The following is a 19354-nucleotide window of genomic DNA, read 5'->3' on the forward strand; positions in this document are numbered from 1 at the left end:
GACGGTGCGGGCGAACGGCGCGGGATCTGGCCGGGGCGGCGGCCGACCTTCGGTCCGCTCGGGTAATACGATCGGCCCGCCATGGCCATGACGACGATGCCTCGGGCCACCCGCTCGACCGCTCCGCGCATCGGCCGCGTCGCGCTCCGCCTCGCTTTCGCCCCAGCGCCTGCGGACAAGGTGGCCCGCGCTTAACGGATCCTTCACCACAGCGCCGCGAGCGTCCCAAACGCATGAAGCCGACAGCCGCGATCCTTCGTCCTGCCCTGGCCGCCGCATGGCTGGCCTTCGCCGTCGCGCCCGCAGCGGCCCACCCGCACGTCTGGGTGACCGCGAAGGCCGAGATCGGGTACGCGGGCGGCAAGGTGGTCGCGGTGCGCCACGTCTGGACCTTCGACGCCGCCTACACCGCCTTCGTCACCCAGGGGCTCGACGCGAACAAGGACGGCAAGCTGACGCCGGACGAGCTTCAGACCCTCGCCGCCGAGAACACCGGGAATCTCGCCGAGTTCGGTTACTTCACCAAGCTGAAGGTCGGCGGCAAGGAGCAGGCCTTCGCCGACCCGGTCGAGCCGCGGATGGCGATGGAGGGCGACACGCTCACCCTGAGCTTCCGCCTGCCGCTGAAGACGCCGCCCGCGCAGGGGCGCGGCGTGCTCGCGCTCGAGGTCTACGACCCGACCTACTTCGTGTCTTTCGGCCTGTCCGAGGCGCCGGATGCAGCGACGCTTGTCGGCGCACCGAGCGGCTGCGCGGCGACGGTGACGCGGCCGAAGACCCCCGAGCCCAAGACGGCGGAGGCCGGCGCCCCCGGGATGAGCGAGGCGTTCTTCGAGGCGCTGACGGCCGCTTCCGGCTACGGGGTGCAGTTCGCGAACCGGATCCTCGTTGCATGTCCGTAGGCGCCACGCTCGCCGTCCAGCCCGCAAGCCGCGGGCCGCTGCGGCTGATGCTGGTCGCCGCCGCCGTCGCGGTCGCGGCCCTGATCCTCGCCGGCCTGGTCTGGCTCGCGGCGCCCGGTCTCTCCGCGCCGCCGCCGCGCTCGCCCTTCGGCATCGGCTTCCGCGAGGCCGCGCCGTCGGCGACCGGGCTCGGCGGCTGGCTCCTGGCGATCCAGTCGAGCTTTTCGCGCAGCCTTCAGGCCGCGCTCGCCGCGATCAAGGGCGGCGGCGACTGGATGCCGCTGGTCACGCTCGGCTTCGCCTACGGCATCTTCCACGCCGCCGGCCCCGGGCACGGCAAGGCCGTGATCGCCGGCTATCTGTTCGCCGGCGAGCGGGCCTTGCGCCGCGGCTTCGGCTTGAGCTTCGCCGCCGCGATCCTGCAGGCGCTGGTGGCGATCGCGATCGTCGGGACCGGCCGCCTCGTGCTCGGCGCCACCGCCGCCGGAATGACGCGGGCCGGCAACACCATCGAGATCGTCAGCTTCGCCCTCGTCGCCGCGATCGGGCTGGCGGTGACGTGGCGCAAGGCCGGGCGCCTCGCCGACCTCGGCGCGCCCGCCGCCTGCGGGCCCGAATGCGGCCATGCCCGCCTCGCCGACGCGCGGGCGCTCGAAACGCTCGACACCTGGCGGGAGCGCGCCGGCGTGATCGCCGCCGCCGGTTCGCGACCATGCGCCGGAGCGGTGCTGATCCTGGTCTTCGCCGCCGCGCAGAACATGCTGGCTGCGGGCGTCCTCGCGGTCTTCGCCATGGCGCTCGGCACGGCGCTCACCACCAGCGCGCTGGCGAGCCTCGCGGTCTTCGCCAAGGGCGCCGCCCTGCGGATCGCCGGCGGTCGCGGACGCGCGGGCGTCGTGGCGATCGGCGCGCTCGAGCTGCTGGCCGGCGCCTTCGTGCTGGTGCTGGGGCTGGCGATGCTGTCGGGCCTCGCGCTCGACATCGGCGGCTGATCGCCCCTCGCCAACGGCACGCCGCCATGCCACGCTCCGGTCCGGGCAGGGAGCCCGGCACGCGAGGCGCCGCATGGCAGGGTTCGACCACATCCTGAACTGGCGGCTGCTCTCGGGCTCGCACCCGTTTCCGGGACCCGACGGCGGCACCTGCATCAACGAGGCGGCCCTCGTCGCCGCGGGGCTGCCCTACCGCGCGATCCGGTCGAGCGACGAATGCCCGCCCTGCTTCTCGCGCCCGCTCGCGGCCTACGCCCTCGGCCTCAACGACGCGATGCCGGACGGCGAGCGCCACCGCCTGATGGCCTTCGTCCTGCGCCTGTCCGGCTCCGCCGACACGCCGGCGGTCGAGGCGGAGCGGACGGCCTTTCTGGCCCTCGAAAGTATCCGCAGCCTTCTCCCGCCGCTGCTCGAGCGGGCCGGATTCGCCGACCTCGCCACCCGCTGCGCCGACGCGGCGGATCTCGACGAGGCGCTGGCGGCCGCGCGTTCGGCCGCCTGGGCGGGCGGAGCGCGGGCGCAGGCCGCATCGGGTCAGCGCGCCTGGGTCTCCGGAGCGTTGGCGGCCGCGGTCTCCCGCACCGCAAGCGCGGCGATCCGCGCAGCGGAGGATCCGCGCTACGCGGCCGAGATCGCCGAGGGGGCGGCGCCGTTCGCCCCGTGCACGTGGGCGCGGGCGGCCGTGATCCTCGACGGCGCGCTGCGGATCGGGCGGCAGGCGCCCGACATCGACCTGTTCGCCGCGCGTGACCGCCTCGACGCCGCCCGATCGGCCGCGCACGCCTGAGCCGCGATCACGCGTTCGCGTCAGGCGGCGGCGGAAGCCGCGTCGAGATCGAGCTCGACGGTCTCGCAGTTGTCGAGCCAGACGCCGGTGAGGTGGAAGAAGAACGTGCCGTGGCCGACCACTGCGATCGTCCGCTCGGGCCGCGCGCGCAGCCATTCCCGAAACCCGGCGACGCGCTGGTCGAACAGGTGCCGCGGCTCGACCGGATGACCGCCGACGTCGGACCCCTCCTCGGCGTGCCACCACACCTCGGGCAGGTGCCCCACGTCGAGATGCGGGAACTCCGCCGCGATCTCGGAGGCGACCCGGCCGACGTCGCAGCTGCTCTCCTGGCACTCCCGATGCAGCACCTCGACGAGGAGCTTCGGCTTGGCCGGATGGTCGGCGAAGACCAGCGCGGTCGTCTCGATCGCGCGGGTCAGCGGCGAGACCACCACGAGGTCGAACGGGATCTCGGAGAGCGCCGGCTGCGCCGCGCGCGCCTGCTCCCGGCCGCGCGGCGTCAGGCGGGCGTCGCGATGGTCGGGATCGCGGCCGGTCGCGCGGTGGGCGGCGTTGAAGGTCGATTCGCCGTGGCGGAGGCAGACGATGCGGGTCGGGCCGTTCATGCGGGTCATGGTCTCGTCGGTTCGTGTCGGGGTCAGGCGAAGCGGCCGCCGCGCTGGATCACCTCGATCTTGTAGCCGTCGGGGTCCGTGGCGAAGAAGAACCGCGCCAGCTCGGTGTCGCCGTGCTTGAGCGTCTTCATGTCCGTCGCCCGAAGCCCCTCGCGGGTGAAGCGGGCGTGTTCGGTGGCGAGATCCGCGACGGTGACGGCGACGTGGCCGTAGCCGTCGCCGAGGTCGTAGGCCTCGGTCCGGTCCTTGTTGACCGTCAGCTCGATCTCGAAGGGCGAGTCCGGCGCCCGCATGTACACCAGGGTGAAATCGGGAAAGTCGAAGCGGTCGGAGATGGCGAGCCCAAAGGCCGCCTCGTAGTAGGCGACCGAGCGCGCCTCGTCGCGGACGCGGAACATCGCATGGACGAGCTTGGCCATTCTTCCTCACAGGTTGGACCGAGGGAGTGAAGCCGATATCTGGCGCGAAGAACCGATCCGAAAAGGCCGGGAGCCCTGCGCCGAACCGCCGGCAGCCCCGCGCCGATGGCCACGGAGGCCCGTTCGAAGCCGATGCCGAGGCTATCAGCAACCCTGTCGACCGATCGAGGCACCCTCATGCCTGAGCCCATCCTGCTCGCCACCAGCCAATCGCCCGCCGAGGAAGCGATCTGGCGCGACGCGCTCGCCCGCGCGATGCCGGGCGAGCGCATCGTGACGGCTGCCGACGAGTTCGATCGCTCGACGGTCGCGATCGCGATCGTCGCCAACCCGGTTCCGGGAGCGCTGGCCGGACTGCCGGCGCTCGCTTGGGTGCACAGCCTGTGGGCCGGCGTCGAGCGCCTGCTGCAGGACGCGACGCTGCCGCCGGTCCCCGTCGTCCGTCTCGTCGATCCGACGCTGGCGCGAACGATGGCCGAGACCGTCGCGGCCTGCGTGCTCGCGCTGCACCGCGATCTCCCGCTCTACGCCGCGCAGCAACGCCGCCGCGAATGGCGCCAGCACCCAGCCCGCGCGGCCGGCGCGTGCCCGGTCGTGATCCTCGGGATGGGCGAGATGGGGCGGGCCTCGGCCGAGCTGCTGCTCGGGCTCGGCTTTCCCGTGCGCGGCTGGAGCCGATCGGGCACCGCGATTCCGGGGTTGATTGCGCATTCCGGCCGCGACGGCCTCGGCACGGCGCTGGACGGCGCGGCCTACCTCGTCAACCTGCTGCCCCTCACCGCCGAGACCCGCGGCATCCTCGATCGCGACTGCTTCGCCCGGCTGGCGCCGGGTGCCGGCGTGATCAACTTCGGCCGCGGCGCCCACCTCGTCGAGGCCGACCTGTGGCCGGCGCTCGATGACGGACGGGTCGGGCACGCGGTGCTCGACGTGTTCGCGCAGGAGCCGCTGCCCCGCGACCACCCGGCCTGGGACCACCCGAACGTCACGGTCCTGCCCCACGTCGCGGCGCCGACCGACGAAGCCTCGGCGGCCGCGATCGTCGCCGGGGCCGTGGCGGCCTTCCGCAGCACCGGACGGGTGCCGGCGGGCGTGGACAGAGCCCGCGGGTACTGATCGCCGTCGCCGCAAGCTGTCGCGTGGTTTCGCGGACGCAACGTCTTGCGTCCTCGAGATGCCGCACACCGAAACGCGCATCGGAAACACGCCGTTACAAATTTGCCGCCGCCCCCCATCTTCGATTGTCGCGCGTCTCGGGCCATAAGGAGCCGCGAAGTCCCGTCGGGACGCGACGTAAGACGACCGCCGATGAACGCGCCCGCCAGTCCGCATATCCTGATCGTCGAGGACGACCGCGAGATCGCGAACCTGGTCGCGCGCTACCTCCGCGGCAACGCCTGCCGCGTCACCCTGGCCGGCGACGGCGCGGAGATGGACCGGGCGCTGGCCGACGGCCGGGTCGACCTCATCGTCCTCGACCTGATGCTGCCGGGCGAGGACGGCCTCAGCCTGTGCCGGCGCCTGCGCGCGAGCTCGGCGATCCCGATCCTGATGCTCACCGCCAAGGCCGAGGAGATCGATCGCATCGTCGGCCTCGAGATCGGCGCCGACGACTATCTCGCCAAGCCGTTCAACCCGCGCGAGCTGCTGGCCCGCATCCGCGCCGTCCTGCGCCGCACCGGCAACGAGGTGGCGGAGGAGGAGGGCGCGCGCCGGATGCACTTCGTCGGCTGGACGCTCGACGTCTCGCTGCGGCAGGTGCTGAGCGCGGAGGGCGCGCGCATCTCGATCACCGGCGCGGAGTTCGACCTGCTCCATGCCCTGTGCCTGCGCCCGGGCCGCGTGCTCTCGCGCGACCAGCTCCTCGACCTGACCCAGGGGCGCAGCGCCGGCCCGTTCGAGCGCAGCATCGACGTGCTCGTGAGCCGGATCCGCCAGAAGATCGAGCGCGATTCGCGCAACCCCGAGATCATCCGCACGATCCGCTCGGGCGGCTACCTGTTCACGCCGGAGGTGACGCGCTCATGAGGTTCGGCCGGATCCGGAGCCGCCTGCGCCCGCGCAGCGTCGCCGGGCAGATCGCCCTGCTCGTGGTGGCCGCGATCGTCGTCGCGCACGCGGTCGCGACCACGGCCTTCGTGCTCCTGCGCGAGCCCTGGAAGCCGGACGACCATCCCGGCGTCGCGGCAGGGCGCCTCGCGATCGTCGCCCGCCTCCTCGACAACGCTCCCGTGCCGGACCGCGACGCCCTGCTGGCGAATGCGGCACGCAGCGTGCCGAACCTTCAGATCGCGCCCTGGACCGGGACCGCTGCCGAGGGCGAAGGCCTCAACCGCCCGGTCGTCCGCCGCCTGCGCAACGGCTTCGGCCGGGCGCTGACCGTGGTCGAGATCGGCGGGCCGGAGATGCGCGCCGACGGCTACCTCCGCCTCGGGATCGTCACGCCGAACGGTGCGCGGCTGCAGGCGAGCCTGCCCGACGACCCGCTCAGGCCGCCGCACGAAGGCGCGATCATCTTCACCGTGATCTTCCTCGCCCTGACGCTGGCGCTGCTCTCGGTGTGGGCGACGCGGGCGCTGACGGCGCCCCTGGCGCGGCTCGCGGGCGCCGCCGAGGCGTTCGGCACCGGGGACGACCACGTGGCGCTGCCCGAGGCCGGCCCGCGGGAAGTGATCGCGGTCTCCCGCGCCCTCGACCGGATGCGCAACCGCGTGCGGCGCCTGATCGACGACCGCACGCAGATGCTGGCCGCGATCAGCCACGACCTGCGCACGCCGATCACCCGCCTGCGGCTGCGCGCGGAGTTCATCGACGACGACCACACCCGCATCATGACGCTGCGCGATCTCGACCAGATGAACGCGCTCGTCGAGGCGGCCCTGTCCTTCGTCCGCGACGGCCAGGGCGGCGCGTCGAGCGCGCGGACGCTGATCGACCTCGCCTCGGTGGTGCAGACGGTCTGCGACGGGTTCAGCGACGTCGGCGCCGACGTCTTCGTCACGCAGAGCCGCCACGTGCTCGTCCGCGGAAAGCCCGACGAGCTCGAGCGGGCGATCACCAACCTCGTCGACAACGCGGTCAAGTACGGCGGCGGCGCGCGCCTCTCGATGGAGCAGACGCCGCGGGGCGTCCGCATCGTGGTCGGCGACACCGGTCCCGGCATTCCCGAAGCCGAGCGCGACGCGATGCTGCAGCCGTTCGTGCGCGGCGACCGGGCCCGCAACCTCAACGACGCGAGCGGCTTCGGCCTCGGGCTGTCGATCGTGCTCGCCATCGTCGAAGCGCATGACGGCTGGCTCACCCTGACGAATCGCCCGGAAGGCGGCCTCTCCGCCGCGATCGAGCTGCCGCTGGCCGCCGCGATCCCGGCCGAACCCGCCGAGACCCGGATCGCCGCCGCGGCGGAATGAACGGCCGAGCCTTGCATCGGACCGGCGCGATCGGCGTTGAGGCCGAGCGGGCATCGGAAGGCAGAAAGCGCATGGACGTCGGATTCATCGGGCTCGGGCGCATGGGGCGCGCCATGGCGGCCAAGCTGGTCGAGGCCGGGCACACCGTCCGCGTCTGGAACCGGACCCCGGATGCTGCGCACGGGATCTCCGGCGCGACGCCGGTGGCGAGCGCGGCCGAGGCGTTCGCGGGCGACGCAGCGATCACCATGCTGTCGGACGACGCGGCACTGCGCTCCGTCATCGTCGAGGGCGGGCTGCTCGACGGCGCAGGCCGGCCGGCGATCCACCTGTCGATGAGCACGATCTCCGTCGCCTTGGCGCAGGAACTGGCCGCGATCCATGCGCGCGCCGGCATCGCTTATGTCGGCGCCCCTGTGTTCGGGCGGCCGGACGCGGCCGCGGCGGGCGCCCTCAATATCATCGCCGCGGGCGATGCCGGCGCGATCGACCGCGCAGCCCCGCTCCTCGACGCGATGGGCACGAAGACGTGGCGCTTCGGCACCGAGCCGCATCAGGCCAATGCCGTGAAGCTCGCCGGCAACTTCATGCTGGTCTCGGCGATCGAGGCGATGGGCGAGGCCGCCGCCTTCGCCGAAGGTCACGGGGTGGCCGGCGCCGACCTTCTGGACATGCTCACCGGCACGCTGTTCGCCTCGCCGGTCTACAAGGGCTACGGCGCGTCGATCGCCGCGAACCGCTACGAGCCGCCGGGCTTCGGCCTCCGCCTCGGCGCCAAGGATATCGGCCTCGCCCTCGGCGCCGCGGCGGCGGTGAACGTGCCGATGCCGTTCGCGAGCGTCCTTCGGGACAACCTCATCGACGCGATCGCGCACGGCGACGGCGACAAGGACCTGGCCGCGCTCGCCACCGTGGCGACCCGGCGCAGCGGGCGCTGAGCGCTTGGACACGGCGACGGCCGGCGTTTGCACCGACGCGCGAAGTCGGTCGTCATGCGTTCGGTGCAACGCCGCCGCTGCGCGCGCCTTGCGCCCCGCCCACGATGCCATACCTGAACCTCTCAGCCCGCGACCGGGCTCCCGCATCCTGAGGCCGGCGCGCGCGGCCTTCGAGGCACGCCGATGATCTCGACCGAAGCCGACATCCTGAACACCGCCGCGTCCTGGCGACGCGACGGCCGCGACGTGGCGCTCGCGACCGTGATCGAGACCTGGGGATCGGCGCCGCGTCCGGTCGGCAGCCACCTCGTCGTCGACGGCGAGGGCAACTTTCTCGGTTCGGTCTCCGGCGGTTGCGTCGAGGGCGCCGTCATCACGGAAGCCGCCGACGCCATCGCCGACGGCAAGCCGCGGGTGATCGAGTTCGGCGTCGCCGACGAGACCGCGTGGCGGGTCGGGCTCTCCTGCGGCGGCCGCATCCGCATCTTCGTCGAGCGGATCGACTGACATGCGCGCCGACATCCTCGAAGGCCTCAACGCCGAGCGCGCCGCCCGCCGCGCCGCGATCCTCGTCACCGACATCGCCGACGGCGGGCAGCGCCTGGTTCGGGAGGCCGATATCGCCGCCGACGCCCTCGCCGAACCGCTCGGTCGGCACCTCGCTGCAGGTCGGAGCGGCCTCGTCGAGGCGGACGGCCGGACGCTGTTCCTCACGGTCCAGGTGCCGCCGGTCCGGCTCGTCGTGGTCGGGGCCGTTCACATCACCCAGGCCCTGGTGCCGATGGCCGCCGCGCTCGACCTCGCGCTGACGGTGATCGACCCGCGCACCGCCTTCGCCAGCCCCGAGCGGTTTCCGGGCGTCGCGCTGGTGGCGGATTGGCCGGACGCGGCACTCGGCGGCGCGGTGCCGCCGCTGGATCGCTACTGCGCGCTCGCCGCGCTGACCCACGATCCCAAGATCGACGATCCGGCGCTGAAGGCTGCGCTCTCGGCGGAGTGCTTCTACATCGGCGCGCTCGGCTCGCGGAAAACCCATGCGGCGCGCGCGGTCCGGCTGATCGAGGCCGGCTATTCCGAGGCCCAGCTGGCGCGCATCCGCGCCCCGATCGGGCTCGCCATCGGCGCGGTCAGCCCGGCCGAGATCGCGCTGTCGGTGATGGCGCAGATCGTCGCCGCCCTGCGTCGGGCGCCGCGCGAGGCGGCTTCGTGAAGTTCGGGCCGGTTCCGGTCGGATCCGCGCTCGGCCTCATCGCCGCCCACACCATCAAGGCCGGCGGCGCGACCCTGCGCAAGGGCCGGGCGATCTCGCCCGAAACGATTGCAGGCCTCGCGGCCGAGGGCGTGCGCGATCTGGTGGCCGTCTCCCTGGAGCCGGGCGACGTCGGCGAGGACGAGGCCGCCGAGACCCTGGCGCGGCACCTCGCCGGGACCGGCCTGCGCTGCGAGCCGCCGTTCACCGGACGCTGCAACCTCTTCGCGGTCGGGCCCGGCGTTCTGGTCGTGGATCGAGCCGGCATCGATGCGGTCAACGGCGTCGACGAGGCGATCACCGCGGCGACGCTGCCGCCGTTCAAGCCCGTGGTGGCCGGCGAGATGGTCGCGACGATCAAGATCATCCCCTACGCGGTGCCGGGAACGGTCCTGGCGCATGCGTGCGCCGCCGCGCCGGCCGGCGCGTTGCGGGTCTCGCCCTATCGCCGCCGCCGGGTCGGCGTGGTCTCGACACGGCTGCCGAGCCTGAAGGAGACCACCGTCGACCGGACCCTGGCCGTCCTCGCGGATCGGCTCGCGCCGACCGGCGCCGAGATCGTCGCCGATCGTCGCGTTCCGCACGCGGCCGGCGCGGTCGCCGAGGCGCTGGCCGCGGCGACCGCGCAGGACGGCGCCGACCTGGCGATCGTGTTCGGCGCCTCGGCCATCGCCGACCGCCGCGACGTGATCCCGGCCGGCATCGCGGCTGCGGGCGGCGCGGTGATGCATTTCGGCATGCCGGTCGATCCCGGGAACCTGCTACTGCTCGGAGCGCTGGGGGACGTTCCGGTGATCGGCGCGCCGGGCTGCGCCCGCTCGCCCAAGGAGAACGGGTTCGACTGGGTGCTGCACCGCCTGCTCGCGGACCTGCCCGTCACCCGCGCCGACATCGTCGCGCTCGGTGTCGGCGGACTGCTGATGGAGATCGTCTCGCGGCCGCAGCCGCGATCGGGCGAACCGAGCGCCGCCGACGATGCCTGACATCGGAATCGGTGCCGTCCTGCTCGCCGCCGGGCGCGGCACCCGCTTCGGCACCGAACCGAAGCTGCTCGCGCGGCTCGACGGGACGCCGCTGGTGCGCCACGCCGCGGAAGCCGCCCTCGCGTCCAGGGCCCGTCCGGTCGTCGTCGTGCTCGGGGCCCATGCGGTGGCCGTGCGCGCCGTCCTTCACAATCTCGACCTCGTCTTCGTCGAGAACGCCGCGTTCGGTTCCGGCCTCTCGACCTCGCTGCGGGCGGGACTCGCCGCGCTGCCGGCCGAGACCGATGCGGCGGTGATCCTGCTCGGCGACATGCCGCGGGTGACGCCGGAGCAGATCGATCGCCTCGCCGCCGCCTACCGGGCCGCGAAGCCGGCTCCGAGTGCCGTGGTGCCGACGATCGCGGGGCGCCGCGGCAACCCGGTGCTGCTCGATCGGCGCGTGCTCGGCGACGCCATCGCCAGCCTGTCCGGCGATCACGGCGCCGGGCCGCTGCTGAAGGGTCGCGCCGACGTCCTGGAAATTCCGGGAGAGCCCGGGACCGCGCTCGACGTCGACACGCCGGAGATGCTGGCTCGGCTCTGAAGGCTCAGGCCTTCTTCGCCTCGCTTCGGCAGCGATCCGAGCAGAATCGGACCTCGTCCCAGACCCGCTCCCACTTCTTCCGCCAGGCGAACGGCCGCCCGCACTGCGCGCACAGCTTTGTCGGCAGGTCGCCCTTGCGGATCATCTTCCCCGATGTCCGGCCCGAACTCTTGTTTGCGGAATCGCCCCCGCTTCGCCTGGACATCCGGTCAGCGCCCGATCTGTCCGGCTTCGGCCAGCCCCACCGGCGACCACCGTGTGATCTGGATGTAGCCGTCGCGGGCCGCAACCACGACGTGGCGCCTGTGGCGATGGACGACGGTGCCGGGCAGATGCTTGTGCGCCTCGCGCCAGCCGCCGGCCTGCGCGACGTAGACGCGAGCGTCGCCGAGCCGCGCCAGCGTCTCGATCGATCCGAAAGCGCGGATCCGACGCAGGATCGCGGCGACGTCGGCGCGGAAGTCGAGGGTGCGGTCGACGTCGCTCGCGCGCGCCCAGTACGAGCCGTCGCCCTGCGGCTCGGGCCGCCGCCACCGCGCCGGCAGATCGCGGCCGATCGGCCCGGTCGCGAGCCGCCGCGCCGCCATCTGGCACTTGGCCAGCAGCGTCTCGTGGTCTTCCTGGGCGTCGAGCGGGAACAGGTCCTGCGCGAGGATGTCGCCGGTGTCGAAGCCCTCCTCGGCGAGCACGTGGGCGGTGACGCCCCAGGTCTCATACGCTTCCTCCACCGCCCGGAACAGCGGGTAGGGTCCGCGCCCGGTCGGCAGCGGCGAGGGGTGGATGTTCAAGCCGAAGGCCGCGCGGGTGCGCCATCCGGTGATCAGCCAGGGATAGCCCGCGACGACGAGCGCCCAGTCGCGGCCGTGGGCGGCGTTCAGCGCGTCGAGATCCTGGGCCTTCAGCCGCGAGAGCTGGATCGGCAGGCGCAGCTGACGGGCGCGCGCCACCACCACGTCGTTGTGATCGTAGAGCCCGTCGCAGGGGCGGGTGAACAGCTTGATCGGGGTCCAGCCGGCCTCGATCAGGCCCTCGAACACGCCGCCGAGGAAATCGATGCCGGCGAAGGCGAACTTCATGAACCTGGATTCTCCGGCGGTCTCGATGGGATGCGACCTTGTGGAACGGCCGCGCCGGCCTCGACCGACTCCCCCGTCCTCCACGACGCCTTAGCTTCATCTTGTCGAACCGTCTCCGCCGGCAAGGGGCGTTCGGCGGCGACGGGGGCGAGCATGCAACGGGTTCTGATCTACGGCGGCACGGGCGGCATCGGCCGGGCGACGGCGGAGGCGCTGCGCCACCGCGGCTACGGCCTCCACCTCGCGGCGCGCGACCGCGGCCGGCTCGAAGCCGCGGCGGCCGAGCTCGGCGAGACCACCGTGACGGCCGGCGACGTCGCCGACCCCGACTTCTTCGCTCAGGCTACCGCGGAGGCAGGCGATCGCCTCGCCGGCCTCGTCTACGCGGTCGGTACCATCAACCTGCGCCCGCTCGCCCGCCTGACCCGGGCGGACGCCGAGACCGATTTCCGGATCAACGCGCTCGGCGCCTTCTCGGCGATCCAGGCAGCGGCCGGCGCGCTGAAGGCCGGTGCCGGCGAGGCGGGCGCGGGCGTCGTCCTGTTCTCCACCGTCGCGGTGGCACAGGGGTTTCCGGCCCACGCCTCGGTCGCCATGGCGAAGGGGGCGGTCGAAGGCCTCGGCCTATCGCTGGCGGCCGAACTCGCGCCGCACGTGCGCATCAACGTGGTGGCGCCCTCGCTGACCCGGACGCCGCTCGCCGCCGCGATCACCGGCAATGCCACCCTGGCCCAGGGCATCGCCGCGATGCATGCCCTGCAGCGCCTCGGCACGCCGGAGGACATCGCGGGGCTCGCCGCCTTCCTCGTCTCGGCCGAGGCCGGCTGGATCACCGGGCAGATCATCGGCGCCGACGGCGGCCGCTCGATGCTGCGCACCAAGGGCTGAGGCGCTTGGCAACGCGGAACACCGCGGGGCGGAAGACCCTGCGCTTCGTGCTGGGCGACCAGCTCAACCGGCGCGTGTCGAGCCTCGTCGATCTCGATGCGCCCGACGTGGTGCTCATCGTCGAGGTGATGGCGGAGGCGACCTACGTCCGCCATCACAAGCAGAAGATCGCCTTCCTGTTCTCGGCCATGCGCCACTTCGCGGCGGAGCTCGAAGCCGAGGGCGTCACGGTGGATTACGTCCGCCTCGACGATCCCGGCAATAGCGGCAGCTTCACCGGTGAGCTCGCGCGCGCGGTAGCCCGGCACGCGCCGGACCGTGTCGTCGTGACCGAACCCGGCGAATGGCGGGTCTGGTCGATGATGCAGGCGTGGCGCGACGACCTCGCCGTCCCGGTCGAGATCCGCGACGACAACCGCTTCCTGTGCCCGCGCCGCGATTTCGCCGACTGGGCCGGGGACCGCCGGGCGCTGCGTATGGAGACGTTCTACCGCGGCATGCGCCGCCGCACCGGCCTGCTGATGGACGGCAAGGATCCCGTCGGCGGCCAGTGGAACTTCGACGCCGACAACCGCAAGAAGCTGCCGCGGGGCCATGCCGTCCCGAGCCGCCTGCGCTTCGAGCCGGACGCGACGACGCGCGCGGTGCTCGACCTCGTCGCCCGGGCGTTCGCCGGGCATTTCGGCGACCTCGACGGCTTCGGCTGGCCGGTGACCCGCCGCGACGCGATCGAAGCCCTGAAGCACTTCATCGCCGACGGCCTGCCGACCTTCGGCGACTACCAGGACGCGATGAAGACCGGCGCGCCGTTCCTCTACCACGCGCTGATCTCGCCGCCGCTCAATGCCGGCCTGCTCACCGCGGAGGAAGTCTGCCGCGCCGCCGAGCGCGCCTATCGCGAGGGCGCGGCCCCGCTACACTGCGTCGAGGGCTTCATCCGCCAGATCCTCGGCTGGCGCGAATACGTGCGCGGCCTCTACTGGGCGCGGATGCCGGCCTATGCCGAGACCAACGCCCTCGACGCGCAGCGCGACCTGCCGTGGTTCTACTGGTCGGGCGAGACGGAGATGAACTGCCTCGCGCAGGTCGTCGCCGAGACGCGGGCCCATGCCTATGCCCACCACATCCAGCGCCTGATGGTCACCGGCAACTTCGCCCTGCTCGCGGGGCTTTCGCCGGCGCAGGTCGAGGAATGGTACCTGATCGTCTTCGCCGACGCCTACGAGTGGGTCGAGCTGCCGAACGTGCACGGCATGGTGCTGTGGGCCGACGGCGGCGTGATGGGATCGAAGCCGTACGCGGCCTCCGGTGCCTACATCAACCGGATGTCCGATTACTGCGCCGCCTGCCGCTACGACGTCGCGAAGAAGGCCGGCCCGGACGCCTGCCCGTTCAACTACCTGTACTGGAACTTCCTCATCGCCAACGCCGGCCGCCTCGAAGGCAACCCGCGCCTGTCGATGCCCTATCGCACGCTCGCCGCGATGCCGCCCGCGCGCAAGGCCGAGATCGCGGCGGACGCGGCGTCGTTCCTCGATGGGCTGAGCGCCGATGCGCCGGCGGGCGAGATTAAACGATAACTGGAACGCTGCAGGCGGACGCGGCGCGAAGGAGCTTCGCATCGCGCGAGGCGAGGGGGCGTGAACACCGAATCGCCAATTCGAGATAGCTCGCATCGTACAGCGAGAGCCCGTGCTTGGCGGCGAGCGTCATCGTCGCCGACCAGGCATGTCGCGCGGTCTCGGTATCGATCGAGATCGGTAGGGCTGCGAGAAGCTCGAGAGCCTGAGTCCTCTCTGCCGTTACGATGCGGCGCTTCCGCTCAGCCGTAAGAAGGACGTGCCCGACCTCGAGAGCCCAGAGGCCAGGCACGATCGCACCTTTTGCCGCGACCTGTTCGAGAATATCGCTCGCATCGCTCTCGATCGGCAGGACCCAAGCGAGGGCCATCGACGCATCTAGGATGCAGAGGCTCACCGGCGGTCTTCGCTACGAAAAATCTCTATCTCATCTGGGCTGAACGTTTCACCGCGGGCGGCGATGCGATCGCGCAACGCGCGCAGCCCGCCAACCGTCAGGGCCGTGGTATCCTCACGGGTCGGCGGGACGAGCCGTGCGACGGGTTTGCCGTCGCGCAGGACGAGCACGTCCTGGCCAGCCTCGAGCGCATCGAGAAGTGAGCCGAGCGAACTTTCTGCGTCGAAGATGCTGATTGCGTCCATACGATCACCAACCGAACGACGTCGCGTTTCCGCTGCGTCTGCTGCTGGCAATCGTAGCATGGTTCGGCCAGCCGCGGATGGGTCGAGCATCGCTCACCACGGCGTCCAGACCGACAACGCGAGGTACGGGCTCGGCCGCCTTTCGGTACTCTCGACCTGTACGCCGCCCGACACGCGAAAACTGTAGCTGCCGACTGCGAAATCGGTGGCGTGGGCGCCGAAATTCCACTTCGTATAGCCGGTCCGGTCGGCGTAGAGGCTGACTTCGGGGCCGAGGTAGAAGCCCCAGGCGCGATAGCCGAGGGCGATCCGGGACCAGGCCGAATCGCGCGCCGAGCCCAGGACCAGGGTCGCCTGAACCAGGCTCTCGTCGGTCGGGCGCGCCCAGACCTCGCCGTGCAGGCGAAGGCCCCAACGCATCGGAAGCGTCGCCACGCTGCGCCCGTCCGTTAGGGCTTCGTACGCACCCTCCGGCCCGGCATAGAGCGCGACGACGCCCCAATCCGGGAACCACTGATAGCCCGCCAGCGCCGCGCCGAGCACGGTGTAGCGCGATAGGCGAGCGCTGCCCCACGAATCGCAGCCGCACGCCATCTCGTTGCGGCGCCCGCCGCCGAGGCTGGCGAGCGCGACGAAACCCGGCCGGTCGAGCTTGTCCAGCGCGATCTTGGCGCCGATGGACAGGAAATTCGCGGCGCCGGCATCCAGGCTGCCGAACACCAGGGTGTCGAGATCGCCGGCCCGAGCCGTGGGGGATGCGGTTGGAACGGTGCAGAGTAGGCACGCGACCGCCGCCGCGAGACGGCGCCTTCGGTGCGGGGACGCGAGCCGTGCCAAGCCGATGACTCCTAATACAAGATGAAAATCTTATATCTCGAAGGCTCGCAACATGGGGCGATTCAGGAGAGATGTCGCGACAGTTTCAAAGACGGTCGTCGATTTTTCCACCATTTGGCCGTGAAACAATCGACCGCAACTCTGAGTATGTAACTTCAAGTTACGCATGAATCGTCTAGCCAACCTGAAGGAAATATGTCCTTTCTGAAGCTTCCAGGCTTGTCGGTTTCCCGCGGACGGTGCGCCGCCGGGGCGGGGGCGAGGCTCATGCTTGGCGGCGGTGCCGAACTCGGCTAGAGCCCGCGCCGGGACAGCAACCTGCGGCCACGTTTTGTATTCCGGTGCCCGAACGTCCGACGTCCTCACGGTTCTCGCCAGCCAAGAGGGAGACCGCCTGACCGTCGGCGACATCGTCGCGGTGCTGCGGGACCGTGCCTTCGCGCTGCTCGTGGTGCTGCTCGGCCTGCCGAACTGCCTGCCGATGCCGCCGCCGATCCCCCTGGTCTGCGGCCTGCTGCTGCTGCTCGTGGCCGTGCAGATCGCGATCGGCAAGTCGTCGCCCTGGCTGCCGAAGGCGCTGCTGGGACGATCGGTCGCCCGGAAGGACGTCGAGCGGGCCGTCAAGCGCGCCGTGCCGGTGCTGCGGCGGCTGGAGCGCTGGTCGCGGCCACGGCTCAGCGTGTTCGAGACGGCGCTCGGCATGCGCGGCATGGGCATCGCCCTGCTGACGCTGTCGCTGGCGCTGATCGTCGCCGCGCCGGTGATCGGCCAGATCCCGCTCGGGCTCGCCGTCTGCCTCGTCGGCCTCGGGCTGGTCGAGCGCGACGGCATCCTGGTGCTGGTCGGTCTCGGGATCGGGAGCCTGGGCGTGCTGCTCAATGCCGGCTTCGCCTACGCGATCGTCGCCGGGATCATGAGCCTGTTCCACCTCTGAACCGCGATCGAGCGGCTCCGGCTCACGCCTCGAGATGCCGCGGCTTCACCAAGCGGTAGAGCAGCCCTCCGCGCGGGCCCGCCAGCATCGACACGAGATAGAGCGCGCCGGCCGCCAGCACGATCGCCGGCCCGGTCGGCAGGTCGAGATGGTAGGACAGGCTCAGGCCCGAGAAGCTCGCCACCACCGCGATCAGCATCGAGGCCGGGATCAGCGTGCCGAGCCCGCGCGCCCAGAACCGGGCGGCGATCGCCGGAAGCAGCATCAGCCCCACCGCGAGCAGGGTGCCGAGCGCCTGGAACCCGCCGACGAGGTTCATCACCACGAGGCCGAGGAAGGCGTAGTGCACCGGGCCGCCGCCGCGGCTCACCGTGCGCAGGAACAGCGGATCGACGCATTCCATCACCAGCGGGCGGTAGATCAGCGCGAGGCCGAACAGGGTCGCCGTCGCGATGCCGCCGAGCAGCAGCAACGCCGGGTCGTCGAGCGCCAGCACCGTGCCGAACAGGATGTGCAGCAGGTCGATCTGCGAGCCGCGCATCGACACCAGCAGCACGCCGGCGGCGAGCGAGATCAGGTAGAATGCGGCGAGGCTCGCATCCTCGCGGATCACGGTCGAGCGGGTGACGAGGCCGGCGAGCAGGGCGACCGCGAGCCCCGCGACGAGCCCGCCCAGCGTCATCGCCGGCAGCGACAGGCCCGCCACCAGGAAGCCGACGGCGGCGCCGGGCAGGATGGCATGGCTCATCGCCTCGCTCATCAGGCTCATGCGTCGGAGCATCAGGAACACGCCGACCGGCGGCGCCGAGATCGACAGCGCGAGGCAGCCGACCAACGCCCGGCGCATGAAGCCGAACTCGACGAACGGCGCGAAGGGATCGATCACGCCGCGGTCTCGTGCTGCTCGGGTGGGGCCGGGCGATGGTGATGCCCGTGCGTGTGATCGTGCCCATCGTCGTGCCCGGACCCGTCGGGTGCCGGGGCGACTTGGGCATGGTCGTGGGCGCAGATGGCGGCGTCCTCGTCCCAGGCCTCGGACAGGCGGGTGGCGCGGGCGAGGTTCTGCGGCGACAGCACCGAGGCCGTCGCGCCCCAGGCGACCGGCTCCCGCGCGAGCAGGAGCGTCTTCGGGAAGTACGCACGGACCTGCGCCAGGTCGTGCAGCGCCGCGACGATGGTCCGGCCCTCGCCGTGCCACGTGCGGATCAGCGCGATCAGGTCGGCGGTGGTGCGCGCGTCGACTCCGGTGAACGGCTCGTCGAGCAGGAGCACCTGCGCGTCCTGGAGGATCAGGCGTGCGAACAGCGCGCGCTGGAACTGGCCGCCCGATAGGGTGCCGATCGGTCGCGCCTCGAAGCCGGACAGCCCGACGGCGTCGAGCGCCTTCAGCACGGCGCCTCGATGCCCGAGCAGGCTCCGCCAGGCGCCGGACCGGCGCCACAGGCCCATGCTGGCGAGATCGAGGACGCTCAGGGGGAAGCTGCGGTCGATCTCGTCCGCCTGCGGCAGGTAGGCCAGCGTGCGGGCCGGCATGCCGCGGTGGATCTGCCCGTCGAGGCTGGGGATCTCGCCGATCAGCCCTTTCAGCAGGGTCGACTTGCCGGCGCCGTTCGGGCCGACCAGCGCCAGCAGGTCGCCGCGGCGGATGGTGCCGTCGAGGTGGTGCACCGCCGGATGCCGGTCGTAGCCGAGCGTCAGTCCGTCGAGGCGGATGTCGCCGGCGGCCACAGGCGTGCGCGCGGTCACGCGCCCAGCGTCCAGGCGATCGCCAGCCAGAGCGGCGCGGCGAGCGCGGCGGCGAGGCCGAGGCGGAACGCCAGGCCGCTCTGGAACAGCGATGCGGCCGAGGAAGCCGGCGGGCGGGATCTGGGTCTCAAGGGGACGATCTTCGTCGAGGGTGTGCGAGCGCCGAAGGCCGATCCGTTGCCCGGACCGGTGGCGCGGCCTATAATCCGTGGTGATACACTGTAACACCGGCGGCGTTCAATCGGGGCGCCCCGGCCGCAAGGATCGGGATGCACGATCACGTCGGGCACGAAGGGGAGGCGTGCGGCGCGGAGCACGCCGCCGCGACGATGGCGCGTGCCGAGAAGCTCTGCCGCGACAGGAGCCTGCACTTCACCAAGCTGCGGCACGACGTGCTGCAGGCCGTCGCGGAGACGGGCAAGCCGATGGGTGCCTACGACATCGCCGAGCGCCTGAGCGGGCCGGATCGCCGGGTGGCCGCCGTCTCGGTCTACCGCGCGCTCGACTTCCTGACCGAGAACGGCCTCGTCCACCGCATCGCCAGCCGCAACGCGTTCGTGTCCTGCGCGCACGAGCACGGCGCGGGGGAGGGACTGGTGTTCCTGATCTGCCGGAGCTGCGGCGGCATCGACGAGACCACCTCGCCCGAGATCGAGGCCGGGCTCGGGCGCACCCTGGAGCGGGCGGGGTTCCGCCCGGCGAGCCGGATCCTCGAGGTCGAGGGCGAGTGCGGCGCCTGCCACGGGCGGCAAGCCGACGACGCCCACTGAT

General features: G+C 72.1%; 25 protein-coding genes. 15 read left to right on the forward strand and 10 right to left on the reverse strand.

Translation table 11 applies throughout. From position 1 onward, the window contains the following. Positions 1-233: 233 nt before the first annotated feature. The 3 genes from MKK68_RS22410 (at position 234) to MKK68_RS22420 (ending at position 2681) form a co-directional block, all read left to right on the forward strand. Positions 234-902, forward strand: a complete 669-nt coding sequence (locus tag MKK68_RS22410) for a DUF1007 family protein (RefSeq protein ID WP_244032977.1) — start codon at positions 234-236, stop codon at positions 900-902. Next, entirely contained in the window at positions 893-1894 is a 1002-nt protein-coding gene (locus tag MKK68_RS22415; protein WP_244032978.1) for a nickel/cobalt transporter, read from the forward strand. The genes MKK68_RS22410 and MKK68_RS22415 overlap by 10 nt, the downstream gene beginning before the upstream one ends. A 73-nt stretch (positions 1895-1967) precedes the next feature. After that, a complete protein-coding gene (locus MKK68_RS22420; protein ID WP_244032979.1) occupies positions 1968-2681 on the forward strand; it encodes a hypothetical protein in 714 nt (237 codons plus the stop codon). 20 nt (positions 2682-2701) lie between these two features. Here MKK68_RS22420 and MKK68_RS22425 read toward each other — a convergent pair whose 3' ends face one another. Together MKK68_RS22425 and MKK68_RS22430 are read right to left on the reverse strand one after the other, a co-directional pair. Further along, positions 2702-3298, reverse strand: a complete 597-nt coding sequence (locus MKK68_RS22425; protein WP_244032980.1) for a histidine phosphatase family protein — start codon at positions 3296-3298, stop codon at positions 2702-2704. A gap of 23 nt (positions 3299-3321) precedes the next feature. Beyond that, positions 3322-3717, reverse strand: a complete 396-nt coding sequence (locus MKK68_RS22430) for a VOC family protein (RefSeq protein ID WP_244032981.1) — start codon at positions 3715-3717, stop codon at positions 3322-3324. 177 nt (positions 3718-3894) lie between these two features. Between MKK68_RS22430 and MKK68_RS22435 the strand changes: the two genes are divergently transcribed. The 8 genes from MKK68_RS22435 to MKK68_RS22470 all read left to right on the forward strand — a co-directional run bounded on the left by MKK68_RS22435 (position 3895) and on the right by MKK68_RS22470 (position 10880). Beyond that, complete coding sequence (locus MKK68_RS22435; protein WP_244032982.1) at positions 3895-4833, forward strand: 2-hydroxyacid dehydrogenase; 939 nt, start codon at positions 3895-3897, stop codon at positions 4831-4833. Between the two features lie 192 nt (positions 4834-5025). After that, complete coding sequence (locus tag MKK68_RS22440; RefSeq protein ID WP_147728697.1) at positions 5026-5745, forward strand: response regulator; 720 nt, start codon at positions 5026-5028, stop codon at positions 5743-5745. Then, positions 5742-7127, forward strand: a complete 1386-nt coding sequence (locus tag MKK68_RS22445) for an ATP-binding protein (RefSeq protein ID WP_244032983.1) — start codon at positions 5742-5744, stop codon at positions 7125-7127. Before MKK68_RS22440 ends, MKK68_RS22445 begins: the two co-directional genes overlap by 4 nt. A gap of 71 nt (positions 7128-7198) precedes the next feature. Then, positions 7199-8065, forward strand: a complete 867-nt coding sequence (locus MKK68_RS22450; protein ID WP_243931917.1) for an NAD(P)-dependent oxidoreductase — start codon at positions 7199-7201, stop codon at positions 8063-8065. Positions 8066-8248: 183 nt separating this feature from the next. Next, entirely contained in the window at positions 8249-8572 is a 324-nt protein-coding gene (locus MKK68_RS22455) for an XdhC family protein (RefSeq protein ID WP_147728569.1), read from the forward strand. A 1-nt stretch (position 8573) separates the two neighbouring features. Further along, entirely contained in the window at positions 8574-9275 is a 702-nt protein-coding gene (locus MKK68_RS22460) for an XdhC family protein (RefSeq protein ID WP_243984043.1), read from the forward strand. After that, on the forward strand, positions 9272-10297 hold the full coding sequence (locus tag MKK68_RS22465) for a molybdopterin-binding protein (RefSeq protein ID WP_244032984.1): 1026 nt from the start codon (positions 9272-9274) through the stop codon (positions 10295-10297). The genes MKK68_RS22460 and MKK68_RS22465 overlap by 4 nt, the downstream gene beginning before the upstream one ends. Then, positions 10290-10880: an NTP transferase domain-containing protein gene (locus tag MKK68_RS22470; RefSeq protein WP_244032985.1), complete on the forward strand. Its 591-nt coding sequence runs from the start codon at positions 10290-10292 to the stop codon at positions 10878-10880. Before MKK68_RS22465 ends, MKK68_RS22470 begins: the two co-directional genes overlap by 8 nt. Positions 10881-10884: 4 nt before the next feature. Here MKK68_RS22470 and MKK68_RS22475 read toward each other — a convergent pair whose 3' ends face one another. Both MKK68_RS22475 and MKK68_RS22480 read right to left on the reverse strand, forming a co-directional pair. Next, complete coding sequence (locus tag MKK68_RS22475; protein ID WP_147728565.1) at positions 10885-11025, reverse strand: DUF2256 domain-containing protein; 141 nt, start codon at positions 11023-11025, stop codon at positions 10885-10887. 64 nt (positions 11026-11089) lie between these two features. Beyond that, positions 11090-11956: a formyltransferase family protein gene (locus MKK68_RS22480; RefSeq protein ID WP_147859014.1), complete on the reverse strand. Its 867-nt coding sequence runs from the start codon at positions 11954-11956 to the stop codon at positions 11090-11092. A 153-nt stretch (positions 11957-12109) separates the two neighbouring features. Here MKK68_RS22480 and MKK68_RS22485 point away from each other — a divergent pair, with 153 nt between their 5' ends. Both MKK68_RS22485 and MKK68_RS22490 read left to right on the forward strand, forming a co-directional pair. Beyond that, positions 12110-12844, forward strand: a complete 735-nt coding sequence (locus MKK68_RS22485; RefSeq protein ID WP_243931921.1) for an SDR family NAD(P)-dependent oxidoreductase — start codon at positions 12110-12112, stop codon at positions 12842-12844. 5 nt (positions 12845-12849) lie between these two features. After that, a complete protein-coding gene (locus MKK68_RS22490; protein WP_244032986.1) occupies positions 12850-14424 on the forward strand; it encodes a cryptochrome/photolyase family protein in 1575 nt (524 codons plus the stop codon). Here MKK68_RS22490 and MKK68_RS22495 read toward each other — a convergent pair. From MKK68_RS22495 to bcsS, 3 genes are all read right to left on the reverse strand, one after another. Further along, positions 14414-14821 (reverse strand): type II toxin-antitoxin system VapC family toxin, encoded by a 408-nt coding sequence (locus tag MKK68_RS22495; RefSeq protein ID WP_147842235.1) that lies wholly within the window; start codon positions 14819-14821, stop codon positions 14414-14416. The two genes, MKK68_RS22490 and MKK68_RS22495, sit on opposite strands and share 11 nt — an antisense overlap. Beyond that, positions 14818-15066, reverse strand: coding sequence for a type II toxin-antitoxin system Phd/YefM family antitoxin (locus tag MKK68_RS22500; RefSeq protein WP_187275457.1), 249 nt, complete (start codon positions 15064-15066; stop codon positions 14818-14820). The genes MKK68_RS22495 and MKK68_RS22500 overlap by 4 nt, the downstream gene beginning before the upstream one ends. Positions 15067-15159: 93 nt before the next feature. Further along, positions 15160-15786 (reverse strand): cellulose biosynthesis protein BcsS, encoded by a 627-nt coding sequence (gene bcsS / locus MKK68_RS22505; protein ID WP_244032987.1) that lies wholly within the window; start codon positions 15784-15786, stop codon positions 15160-15162. A gap of 448 nt (positions 15787-16234) precedes the next feature. Here bcsS and MKK68_RS22510 point away from each other — a divergent pair, with 448 nt between their 5' ends. Continuing rightward, the gene (locus MKK68_RS22510) at positions 16235-16837 is read left to right on the forward strand and encodes an exopolysaccharide biosynthesis protein (RefSeq protein ID WP_147727042.1); all 603 of its coding nucleotides are present in this window, start codon (positions 16235-16237) and stop codon (positions 16835-16837) included. Positions 16838-16859: 22 nt separating this feature from the next. Here the strand turns inward: MKK68_RS22510 and MKK68_RS22515 are convergent, their stop codons facing one another. From MKK68_RS22515 to MKK68_RS29590, 3 genes are read right to left on the reverse strand one after another with little or no spacing between them, the layout of a single operon-like run. Then, complete coding sequence (locus tag MKK68_RS22515) at positions 16860-17684, reverse strand: metal ABC transporter permease (RefSeq protein WP_279592983.1); 825 nt, start codon at positions 17682-17684, stop codon at positions 16860-16862. 35 nt (positions 17685-17719) lie between these two features. Further along, positions 17720-18583 (reverse strand): metal ABC transporter ATP-binding protein, encoded by an 864-nt coding sequence (locus tag MKK68_RS22520; RefSeq protein ID WP_244032988.1) that lies wholly within the window; start codon positions 18581-18583, stop codon positions 17720-17722. Beyond that, a complete protein-coding gene (locus MKK68_RS29590) occupies positions 18580-18714 on the reverse strand; it encodes a hypothetical protein (RefSeq protein WP_279592978.1) in 135 nt (44 codons plus the stop codon). Before MKK68_RS29590 ends, MKK68_RS22520 begins: the two co-directional genes overlap by 4 nt. Before the next feature lie 138 nt (positions 18715-18852). Here MKK68_RS29590 and MKK68_RS22525 point away from each other — a divergent pair, with 138 nt between their 5' ends. Then, a complete protein-coding gene (locus MKK68_RS22525) occupies positions 18853-19353 on the forward strand; it encodes a Fur family transcriptional regulator (protein ID WP_243931927.1) in 501 nt (166 codons plus the stop codon). The last annotated feature ends 1 nt before the right edge of the window (position 19354 follow it).

The sequence above is a fragment of the Methylobacterium sp. E-016 genome (assembly GCF_022829745.1).
In the GTDB taxonomy this organism is placed as follows: domain Bacteria; phylum Pseudomonadota; class Alphaproteobacteria; order Rhizobiales; family Beijerinckiaceae; genus Methylobacterium.

Coding starts and splice junctions, on each gene's coding strand:
- MKK68_RS22525 (WP_243931927.1), top strand. CDS start 18,853: ATGCACGATCACGTCGGGCACGAAGGGGAGGCGTGCGGCGCGGAGCAC.
- MKK68_RS22440 (WP_147728697.1), top strand. CDS start 5,026: ATGAACGCGCCCGCCAGTCCGCATATCCTGATCGTCGAGGACGACCGC.
- MKK68_RS22430 (WP_244032981.1), bottom strand. CDS start 3,717: ATGGCCAAGCTCGTCCATGCGATGTTCCGCGTCCGCGACGAGGCGCGC.
- MKK68_RS22425 (WP_244032980.1), bottom strand. CDS start 3,298: ATGACCCGCATGAACGGCCCGACCCGCATCGTCTGCCTCCGCCACGGC.
- MKK68_RS22415 (WP_244032978.1), top strand. CDS start 893: ATGTCCGTAGGCGCCACGCTCGCCGTCCAGCCCGCAAGCCGCGGGCCG.
- MKK68_RS22485 (WP_243931921.1), top strand. CDS start 12,110: ATGCAACGGGTTCTGATCTACGGCGGCACGGGCGGCATCGGCCGGGCG.
- MKK68_RS22445 (WP_244032983.1), top strand. CDS start 5,742: ATGAGGTTCGGCCGGATCCGGAGCCGCCTGCGCCCGCGCAGCGTCGCC.
- MKK68_RS22480 (WP_147859014.1), bottom strand. CDS start 11,956: ATGAAGTTCGCCTTCGCCGGCATCGATTTCCTCGGCGGCGTGTTCGAG.
- MKK68_RS22455 (WP_147728569.1), top strand. CDS start 8,249: ATGATCTCGACCGAAGCCGACATCCTGAACACCGCCGCGTCCTGGCGA.
- MKK68_RS22500 (WP_187275457.1), bottom strand. CDS start 15,066: ATGGACGCAATCAGCATCTTCGACGCAGAAAGTTCGCTCGGCTCACTT.
- MKK68_RS22515 (WP_279592983.1), bottom strand. CDS start 17,684: ATGCGCCGGGCGTTGGTCGGCTGCCTCGCGCTGTCGATCTCGGCGCCG.
- MKK68_RS22460 (WP_243984043.1), top strand. CDS start 8,574: ATGCGCGCCGACATCCTCGAAGGCCTCAACGCCGAGCGCGCCGCCCGC.
- MKK68_RS22450 (WP_243931917.1), top strand. CDS start 7,199: ATGGACGTCGGATTCATCGGGCTCGGGCGCATGGGGCGCGCCATGGCG.
- MKK68_RS22435 (WP_244032982.1), top strand. CDS start 3,895: ATGCCTGAGCCCATCCTGCTCGCCACCAGCCAATCGCCCGCCGAGGAA.
- MKK68_RS22410 (WP_244032977.1), top strand. CDS start 234: ATGAAGCCGACAGCCGCGATCCTTCGTCCTGCCCTGGCCGCCGCATGG.
- MKK68_RS22420 (WP_244032979.1), top strand. CDS start 1,968: ATGGCAGGGTTCGACCACATCCTGAACTGGCGGCTGCTCTCGGGCTCG.
- MKK68_RS22475 (WP_147728565.1), bottom strand. CDS start 11,025: ATGATCCGCAAGGGCGACCTGCCGACAAAGCTGTGCGCGCAGTGCGGG.
- MKK68_RS22470 (WP_244032985.1), top strand. CDS start 10,290: ATGCCTGACATCGGAATCGGTGCCGTCCTGCTCGCCGCCGGGCGCGGC.